9 protein-coding genes and 1 pseudogene are annotated in these 8,875 nt (G+C 62.7%); 2 read left to right on the forward strand and 8 right to left on the reverse strand.

Annotated features, from left to right (window positions below; all coding sequences use genetic code 11):
- Positions 1-436 precede the first annotated feature (436 nt).
- Both ACN0S5_RS23650 and ACN0S5_RS23655 read left to right on the forward strand, forming a co-directional pair.
- Positions 437-1,855 (forward strand): DUF6880 family protein, encoded by a 1,419-nt coding sequence (locus tag ACN0S5_RS23650; RefSeq protein ID WP_417211694.1) that lies wholly within the window; start codon positions 437-439, stop codon positions 1,853-1,855.
- An 11-nt stretch (positions 1,856-1,866) separates the two neighbouring features.
- Positions 1,867-2,267: pseudogene (locus tag ACN0S5_RS23655) on the forward strand (transposase); the annotation flags it as partial.
- Positions 2,268-2,682: 415 nt separating this feature from the next.
- Here the strand turns inward: ACN0S5_RS23655 and hemN are convergent.
- The 8 genes from hemN to ACN0S5_RS23695 form a co-directional block, all read right to left on the reverse strand.
- On the reverse strand, positions 2,683-4,038 hold the full coding sequence (gene hemN / locus ACN0S5_RS23660; RefSeq protein ID WP_417211695.1) for an oxygen-independent coproporphyrinogen III oxidase: 1,356 nt from the start codon (positions 4,036-4,038) through the stop codon (positions 2,683-2,685).
- A gap of 324 nt (positions 4,039-4,362) precedes the next feature.
- The gene (locus ACN0S5_RS23665) at positions 4,363-5,031 is read right to left on the reverse strand and encodes an NnrU family protein (protein WP_417211696.1); all 669 of its coding nucleotides are present in this window, start codon (positions 5,029-5,031) and stop codon (positions 4,363-4,365) included.
- A gap of 1 nt (position 5,032) precedes the next feature.
- The gene (locus ACN0S5_RS23670; RefSeq protein WP_417211697.1) at positions 5,033-6,223 is read right to left on the reverse strand and encodes an NnrS family protein; all 1,191 of its coding nucleotides are present in this window, start codon (positions 6,221-6,223) and stop codon (positions 5,033-5,035) included.
- Positions 6,220-6,474, reverse strand: a complete 255-nt coding sequence (locus ACN0S5_RS23675; RefSeq protein ID WP_417211698.1) for a DUF6522 family protein — start codon at positions 6,472-6,474, stop codon at positions 6,220-6,222. Before ACN0S5_RS23675 ends, ACN0S5_RS23670 begins: the two co-directional genes overlap by 4 nt.
- Complete coding sequence (locus ACN0S5_RS23680; protein ID WP_417211700.1) at positions 6,471-6,710, reverse strand: NnrT protein; 240 nt, start codon at positions 6,708-6,710, stop codon at positions 6,471-6,473. The genes ACN0S5_RS23675 and ACN0S5_RS23680 overlap by 4 nt, the downstream gene beginning before the upstream one ends.
- Positions 6,707-6,880, reverse strand: a complete 174-nt coding sequence (locus ACN0S5_RS23685; protein ID WP_417211702.1) for a protein NnrT — start codon at positions 6,878-6,880, stop codon at positions 6,707-6,709. Before ACN0S5_RS23685 ends, ACN0S5_RS23680 begins: the two co-directional genes overlap by 4 nt.
- Position 6,881: 1 nt before the next feature.
- A complete protein-coding gene (locus ACN0S5_RS23690) occupies positions 6,882-8,768 on the reverse strand; it encodes a nitric oxide reductase activation protein NorD (RefSeq protein WP_417211703.1) in 1,887 nt (628 codons plus the stop codon).
- A gap of 5 nt (positions 8,769-8,773) precedes the next feature.
- Positions 8,774-8,875 (reverse strand): CbbQ/NirQ/NorQ C-terminal domain-containing protein (locus ACN0S5_RS23695; protein WP_417211705.1); only part of this gene is annotated, 102 nt, incomplete at its 5' end.

Raw genomic sequence — 8,875 nt, forward strand, 5'->3', positions numbered from 1 at the left:
TGGTCGAAGGCGCTCCCCTGCTAAGGGAGTAGGCGGGAAACCGTCTCGAGGGTTCGAATCCCTTCGTCTCCGCCACTACATGCTGATTTTGTTGAGTAATTCCAGCTTTTGCCATCCGTACCCGCCAATTCGCCCGCCATCCCATTTACGCTTGGAAGCGACGCGTTGCGACATGTCCTGCGACTGGCGCAGGCGTCGGCAAATCGCCTCCGACAGAGTTCGGCGCGGCTGTCCATCTGCCATTGGAGATGTTTGTGCCAGGTAAGCGTTTCGATCGTGGCTTGATCACGCTCGGTCCTCGATAGTCCTATACGGCCCCGCAAGCGCCGCATTTCAATCCTCGGATCCTGCAGCATCTCGTCTGGGGGGAGGACTTGCCTCAGCGATCTAGCCGAGGCAGTAACGATTGCGGAGAATTCAAATCTGAGACCCACTCATGGCCCGCAAACCCGCTCTTTCCACCGACAAGCTGAAAGACCTGGGTGTCGAGAAGCTTGCACAGCTGGTGCTGGACCAAGCAGAGCGCAACGCCGGGTTTCGGCGGCAGGTCAAGGCGGCGCTGGCCGGCAAGTCCGGGCCTCAGGCCATTGCCAAGCTGGTCGACCGGCGGCTCTCGGGGCTGGCGCGGGCCAGGAGTTTCATCGAATGGGACAAGGCCCGCGCCTTTGCCGAGGATCTGCGCAGCCTGACAGATACCCTGGCTGCAGAGTTGGGCGCCGCCGCGCCCGGGCTGGCGGTGGACCGGCTGCTGCGCTTCATCGCAACGCATGAACAGGTTTTCGAGCGGGTCGATGATTCCTCGGGCCGTGTTCAGGATGTCTATTACCAGGCAATCGCCGCGACCGGCGACTTGGCGCCGCGACTGACGACCGCGGACAAGGATCAACTGCCCGAGAAGATCATGACCGCCCTGGGTGAAAGCACGCACGGTTACCTGGCCGATGTCACCGCCGCCGTTGCGCCGCATCTGCCGCACGACGGCTTGGCGCGCTGGGATGCCCAGCTGAAAAAGGCCATCGCCGAGCGGCAGGCCGAGGAGGCGGCGCGCCCGCGCGAGGGGTGGTTCTATTCAATGACCTCGCAATGGGCCGGGATGCGCCAGACCATTGCCGGGGCACGCGGGGATCTTGATTTGCTCATCGCGCTGGAGGCGGAAAAGCGCCCGCACATGCAGGATACGCTGGGCATCGCGGCGCAGCTTCTGGAGGTCGGGCGCAGCGCCGAGGCGCTCGACTGGGTGCGCAAACCGGGGCGGCACGCTTTTGTTGAGGACGAGGGGGATATGTCCCCGGATAAAGTCAGCTTGGAGGCACGCATCTTGGAGACCCTGGGCAATGCACCTGCCGCGCAGGCCTTGCGCTGGCGGTGTTTCGAGGCCACCCTGTCGGCTGAGGTCCTGCGCGACTACCTTGGTCAATTGCCAGATTTTGAGGATATCGAGGCCGGAGACCGGGCCCTTGCCTATGCCCTGGACATGGCCGCGCCCGAGGCGGCCCTGCAGTTCTTTCTGGACTGGCCTCGGACGGATCTGGCGGCCAAGCTGATCATGATGCACCCGGACCATTGGGACGGTGGCGACTGGCACATCCTGCCCAAGGTCGCGTCGGTTCTTGAGCATGACCATCCGCTGGCGGCGACGATCCTCTACCGAGCCCTTCTGGACGACATCCTGACCCGCACGCGGTCCAAGGCCTATGGGCATGGCGCGACATACCTCGGGAAACTGGCCCTGTTGGCGGAAAATGCCGATGCCAACCGCCCCGGCGAAATGGCCGACCACGCCACATATCTTGCCGAGCTCAAACAGGCGCACCACCGGAAATCAGGGTTCTGGGCGCGTGTCGGGGAAGCATGAGCAGTGACGCAGAAGGTCACGCCCTCAAGCAGTTCCGCAGGAAATACTCCAATCCGAACCGGAGCCCGACCGGCAAGGGCACCGCGAAGTACCGTGCTCTGAAACTGACCTGCCAGGCTTGCCCATCCAAGCCCAAATGCTGCCCCAACCGACGCCAGATCGATCACCCGTGAAGACCACGAAGATGCCCAAGAAGTTGCCAGGGGGTTATCCAAAACCGATGAAGGCGTGATTGCGATGAAGTTGCGGAAGACGGTCGAGATGCTCTTTGCCCACCTCAAGTGGATCCTTGGGGTGAACCGGCTCCGATTACGTGGACCATGCGGCGCAAACGACGAATTTCTCCTCGCCGAAACCGTCCAAAAACCTCGGCAAACTGGCCAGGATCTTTCCTGCACCGCAGCAACCGCGGAAAACCCGACAGGGAGGGCGCTCGCGCACTGAAATCGATACCACTTTCTGCGTCAGCAAAACGATGTTTCTCCGCAGAAAGGGCGGAGAGCGGTCTTTCGCTGCAGTCGCGATGGCCTACCCGATCGACCTCGGATGCGGACATTAACCTGGAGATCCAGTCCGGAAGATGGCTGATCGGCATGCGGGTGGTAATTGGACCTTTGCTGGGCTGAGCATTGATGACACGATGCGGACGAAAAAGCTCATGTGTTCTCTTTAGAGCAGGACATGGCTTCGGACGCCATCATATGCTACGCGCTGGAAACCTCAAATGATCCCCCTGTCTAAGCCATGGTCGATAGCCGCAGGCCTTCTCACGCTTTAACGAGCGACAGTTATTGCCGAAAAGATTGGCCTGGTTTCGTTTCGAGCAATTAGGACGCGCGTGAGTAACGAACGCCCTCTGGCACGTGCTGATCGAAAGCCGACGCGATAATACGCGTCAAAGCTCGGCCTTCCGGCAGAATGTCGATGCGCTTTCCAGTCAGCTTCGCGAACGGCGCGAAACTTGTTGCCACCTCTTTCAAGCAAGGCAAGAGTTCCCAGGCGCATGGTCCAAATTCTTGGCTCAAGTCGTCGAGATCCAGCGCGAAGGTACACATCAGTTTTTCGATCGCGCGTGCACGCAGTTGGTCCTCACGACCCATCTGGTAGCCACGAGAGCCGGGAAAATCACCCATCGCGATCCGTTGCCTATAAGCGGCCGTTGCGGAGGCATTCTGCACGTACCCGCCCGGGAAGCGGGAGATCGACGAGGCGCCGAGTCCAATAAGGGTCTGACACCTGTCTGCCGTGTATCCTTGGAAGTTGCGGCGCAAGCGTCCTGTCTCGAGCGCTTTCGTCAGATCATCGCCAGGGCGTGCAAAATGATCGATGCCGATGGCCCTCAGACCGGCTGCACCAAACTGTTCCCCGGCGCGTTTGGCGAGGTTGTACCGCGCCGGATCGTCCGGAAGTGCGTCTGCATCGATCAGTTTCTGCCGTTTGGACGCCCATGGAACATGCGCGTATCCAAAGAGCGCAACGCGATCCGGTTCAAAGGTCAAGACCTTGATGATGGTGTCTTCAATGCGTTCGAGGCTCTGATGTGGCAGGCCGTAGACGAGATCAGTGTTCAGCGATGTGATGCCAGCGGCGCGCAGGTCGTTGACACAAACGCGCGTGACATCGAAAGGCTGCAGGCGCCCAATGGCCTGTTGCACCTCCGGATTGAAGTCCTGAATTCCGATTGAGGCGCGGTTCAGACCTTCAGCCGCCAGCGCATCGATCTTGGCCCGGTCCACCATCGTCGGGTCGATCTCGACCGAGAACTCCAAAGCGTCAGTGGGAGGGAATACCCTGCGTATCGCTTTGGCCAGACGGTGGATCATGTGCGGAGGCAAGATTGTCGGTGTTCCGCCGCCCCAGTGGAGGTTGCCCATTTTCAAGCCGTCGGGCAGCCTCTTGCGCACCAGTTCGAGTTCCGCCTCAAGCGTTTCTAAATAGCTTTCCACTGGGCCGAGAGTCTTTGTACCTTGCGTATGACAGGCACAGAACCAGCAAAGCCGCTCGCAAAACGGGATGTGGATATAGACAGATACGGGGTCTTTCGGATCCAATGTTTCGAGTGCGCGGCTCTGAAAGGATGCGCCGGTGTCGGGTGTGAAGGCCGCAGCGGTGGGATAAGATGTGTAACGTGGCACGCGCGCATCGAAGAGGCCAAGTGCCTTGAGTGCTTCTGTATGTTCCATACCGCCTTGTGAAACAACTTGGGGCAATGCTCTTTGCCGTAGGACAAACTTCCAAACCACATTGCGCGGTCATTAAGCAACAAGCATGTCGGGGAAGGTGTTCTCAGGCCTCTTAGGTTCTGATTTCTGTGATCGCCAGCAGGTGTTTTTTCACAGAATTAGCGGAACGCGAAATTCGCTGTATCTTCTCTCTTCCAACCATGAAGCCCAAAAGCGGAGATTTTACTCCGTTTCTCTCCCTTGATTGCCTCAGAAATCTCAAGAAATCTGCCGATACAAAAAGTAGATCGTTTCCTCTGCGCGATCTGCCTGCCTGACGCAAGGTCACATAGCGGACACTCCGATCACGTGGGGGTGGGCGAGCAGCAGAGCAGCGAAAGCGGCGAGACCAATTAGCAGCCGAAAGAACAGGACCGGCCAAGAGCGCGGCGCGTGGAACCGCGGCGCAGCTTTGCGGGCCGTGTCGAGCGCATCCCATCGCGATGCGCCGAGGACCCGCCGCTTACGCCGGTCGATCAGAGCGCGGCCGGCGATTGCGAAACTGCCCAGCACACCGAACAGGATCACATGCGCGAGGTCCCCGTTCGGGACCAGATGCACCACTGCCCAGAGTGCCAGCGCCAGCAGGATCGGGTGCCGCGTCCAGCGTACGATGCCGGGTCGCGCGGGATCGAAGCTGTCATTCCGCGCCCCGCCAAAGGAAAACGGGTTCGGCCGCGCGATGCCGAGTGCGAGGATCAAGCAGACAGCCATCATGCCCAGATGCGCCGCGTGGCGATGCCATTCCATCTGCGGCCAAAGTTGCACATAGGGCGCCTCGCCCGCCGACCAGATCAGCAGCGTCAGCATCCCGACCGAGAGGACCGAGTAGACAAGTCCGAAGCTGCGCGCGCCGATCACGTCCACAAGGCGGGATTTAACTGTCGGGCGCACAGGGATCGAGTGTGTAAGAAAGAAGGCCGCGAAGATGGCGGCAAAACCGGTCCATCCCATGTCATTTCTCCGGTTTCGGACCCAGGAGTGACGGGCCATAGGCAAGCACGAAGCCCGCGAAGGCGGCAAGCCAGAGCGCCCCTGAAAAATGGGTCAGCCCAGGGTGAAAGAATCCAAGGTACCGCGCCAAGACCGAGCCGAAGAGGCAGAGATAGATCGCCACGGTCGCCCGGTTCGCGGTGAGGGCCTGGCCGGTGTGGCCCAGGCTGGCACGGGTCATTACGGCAAGGGTCATCGCGCCGATGGCCCCGGCCATCCACAAGTGTTGCGCCCCGGCGGTGCCGGGATTGCCCTGGATCTGATCGAGCCCCAGAGCGAAAGCACCCAACGGGATGAACAGGTAAGCTGCGTGCAGCGCCCATAACAGAGGTTCGTTCAGCGTATGGAGCGGCGTCCAGCGTGCCTGCCGGACAAGATGCAGCCCACCGAATACGATCAGCGCCGCACCAGTCAGAGTCTCGAACGGCCGGATGATCCAAAGCATCAGAATGGCGATGCTGGAGAGCAGTACCAGTTTGTCAAAGCGCTGCATTGGCGGCGCGGGCCGCGCGGGATCGTTCGCCTTTGCAAGCCAGTTGCGGGTGAAGGAGGGGATGATCCGCCCGCCGATCACGGCGATCATCATGATGCCGGTCGCAAGGCCGAGGCGCAGTCCCAGACCCTGTGCGGCGTAGCGGCCGGTCAGGGCCTCGATATGAAACAGGCCGTTGGCCAGCGTGAAGACAGACAGGAGCCCCAGCACGATTAGGTTGCGCCAGTTTCGGCCCGCCACGATCTCGCGCAGGATCAGCGCGCCCAGCACCAACGGAAACGCCAGGTCGATCACGGGCGCGACCGCAACGGGCAGGTGGCCCGAGATCAGCACCGCGACGCGCCCCGCGACCCAGAGCGAGAATAGCGCGGCCAGCCGCCACCCCACCATCGGCAGGCGTCCGGTCCAGTTGGGCACCGCCGTCAACAGGAACCCGGCGAGAACGGCGCCGAGATAGCCAAAGAGGAATTCATGCGCGTGCCATGACACCGGGTCAAAGCGCGTCGGGAGCGACAGGGCGCCCGACAAGGCGGGCAGCCACAAGAGCATCGCCAGCATGACGCAGAGCGCCCCGAAGAGAAAGAAGGGCCGAAAGCCGAAGCTGAAGAGCGCGGGGCCCTGCCACGCCCGCATTTGTTCTGCCGATGTCCGTGCCATCATCTTGGGTCCGTTTTGGTGCGCAGAGTCTTGAGCACCGTACCGTCCTTGGAACAGGTCAGGCGCAGACGCATGCCATCGTGAAAGAAGCTGAGTCGCATTTTCCCGGCGTCGTCGCCTTCTCCGGTCTCCAGCCGCGTCGTGATCCGGCCGTCCCGCATCCTGTCGCGCACGTCGGCCGGGGTCAGGTTCAACAGACCGGCGAGGTCCTCTGCGTCGATTGTGGGTTGGCCACGCTCCATGTCGATCTTCATGACGCCTCCTGTCCGTCGGCCACGTCCATCATGTGACGGATGTGCCGGGCGAAGCACCATGTCGCGGGCGCCCCGATAACACAGCCCAGACCCAGCGACCAAGCCGTGGAGGCGATCGGCCCGCCCATCCAGCTGAAGATCAGCGAGGCGAAGAAGACGTTGACCGCCGCGGCCCCCGCCCCGAAGGGATAGAGCGCCAGCGCGATTTGCCGGGTGGACCATCCCCGCCGGGTCATCGCCGGGACACCAGTCGATGCACCGCGATCATGGCCAGGACCAGCGCGATACAGGCGAGAGCGTACCAGAACTCTGCGGTAGCGGATTGCGCCTGCGGGATCGGGCGGTCGAATCCTTCGGCCCATGCGGGCGCGGCGAAAAAGGCGGGGAGGATGCAAAGTTTGCGCATATCAGGTCTCCTGAGTGAGTCTGCGATAGATGTCGGGTAAGGCGCGGGTCAGGCGTTCGGGGTTGGGCAGCAGCGTGAACCCGCCGCGCCCAAAGATGCGGGCGAACCAGTCCTGCCCGTCCTCGTCAATGATGACGCCGTGCAGGGCGTGTCCTGCAAGGCGGGCCTCGCGCACGGCCATGTGGCTGTCTTCGATCCCGTGCTGACCTTCGTAATGGTCCAGATCATTCGGCTTGCCGTCGGTCAGCACAATCAACAGCTTGCGGGCAGAGGGTTCTGCCGCCAGTTGCGCGCTGGCATGGCGGATGGCCGCGCCAAGTCGCGTGTAATGGCCGGGTTTCAACGCGCCGATATTGGCGGTGATCGCGGCATTCATGGGGGCGTCGAAGTCCTTGCAGCGGGTCAGGAACACGCGATCCCGGCGGAGCGAGGAAAAGCCCCAGATGCCCAGCCGGTCGCCCGCCGCGTCGATGCCTGCGGCCAGCGCGGCCATTGCCTCGCGCGCAACCTCGATCACCGAGGTGTCGCCGATCGCCGCCTCTGTCGACCGCGAGGTGTCAATCAGGAAGGCGACCGACAGGTCACGTTCGGTCTGGCGGGCGCTTTGCCAGATGCGGTCTGACCCGCGCCCGGTGGCGACCAGATCGGCGCGCGCGGTCAGCAGCGCGTCAAGGTCAAGCTCTGACCCGTCCACCTGACGCGGTTGCAGGATGCGGCGCGGGCGCAGTGCCTCGAACTGGCGGCGGACCTCGCGGATGCGGCGCTCATCGGCGCGGTAGGGATGGGCGGCGTCAGGTTGCGCGGGGGCGTCCAGCACCCGGCAATGGCCGTCCATGTAGCTGCGCGAACGGTGGTTCCATTCGGGGTAGGTGTGTTCGCCGGCCAGCGCCTCATGGTCGGCGTCGGCGGGGGACAGATCAAGGTGCAGGCGCAGACGCGTGGCGGCCTTTCGATCGTGTTTCGACAGGGTGATGTTGTCCTGATCGTCGGCAGCCTTTTGGGCGTTTTCGTCGTCGTCATCGTCGACGCTGCGGTTGATGTTCATCGACTCGACCCATGACAGGATCGATTCAAAGCGGTGGATGATAAAGCTGTCCTTGCGGTTCTGCTGGTCCTGATCCTTGCGCATGCCCAGCTTGCGACTGGTCAGCGCGGCAGTGGGTGGCGGGGCCGCAGGATCGGCCTGTTCTTCGGTCGCGGCACTGCCTGAACCGGGGGCGGCAAAGCGCAGCCAAATCGGCACCGGGGCAAAGGGCATGTACCCGCGCGGTGTGTCAGGTGACGCGATGACGGGCGAGCCGCCGCAGAGTTGATCCCGGATCGCGGTTTCAATGATGGCCTCTTGCGCGGGGCGTGTCAGGTCAGGGCGGGCGGCGGCACAGAGTTCGGCCATGTCGGCGTACTGCCCGCGCAGGCCGGGGCAGACCGCATAGGCGGCATCAGACGCAGCGGCGTTGGCGCGGATCTGTACGCAGTCGAGCGCGGGGCCGTCGCCGTCCAGATCAAGGGTCGCGGGATCGCTGACGGACGCAAGTGCCGTCAGCCAGAAATAGGCGGCACGGTTCAGTCGCGCCTCGGGAAAGTCAGCAATGAGCGGCGGCAGGGACAGGCGTTCACCATCGTACTGCGCCACCCATTCGCGGTTGCGTTCCGCGCCCAGCTTGCGGCGCATGGGCTGGCGGTGGCGCACAAGGATCGCCGGAGCCTCACCCAGTTCGACCCCGGCGGCCCCGCCCAAAGCGCGAAACAGCACCGAAAGGCTGGGCCGGACAGAGGCGAGCGTGACGCCCGCCTCTGGATAGGTGACGGCCCGGCCGATCCCGCTGGCCATGTCGTGCCAGAGGTTCCCGACGGTCTCTTCTGGTTCCATGAGATCGGATAGGCGCATTTTGGTCACCCGTAGATTGTCGAGATCAGGTCCCGCAGCGCCACGCCCACGTCGGGCTCATCGCTGAGGGGTTGCACGATAGCGGCCTCAAGCGCCTGATCGACGCC

It is taken from the genome of Antarctobacter sp., assembly GCF_048262615.1.
GTDB lineage: Bacteria > Pseudomonadota > Alphaproteobacteria > Rhodobacterales > Rhodobacteraceae > Antarctobacter.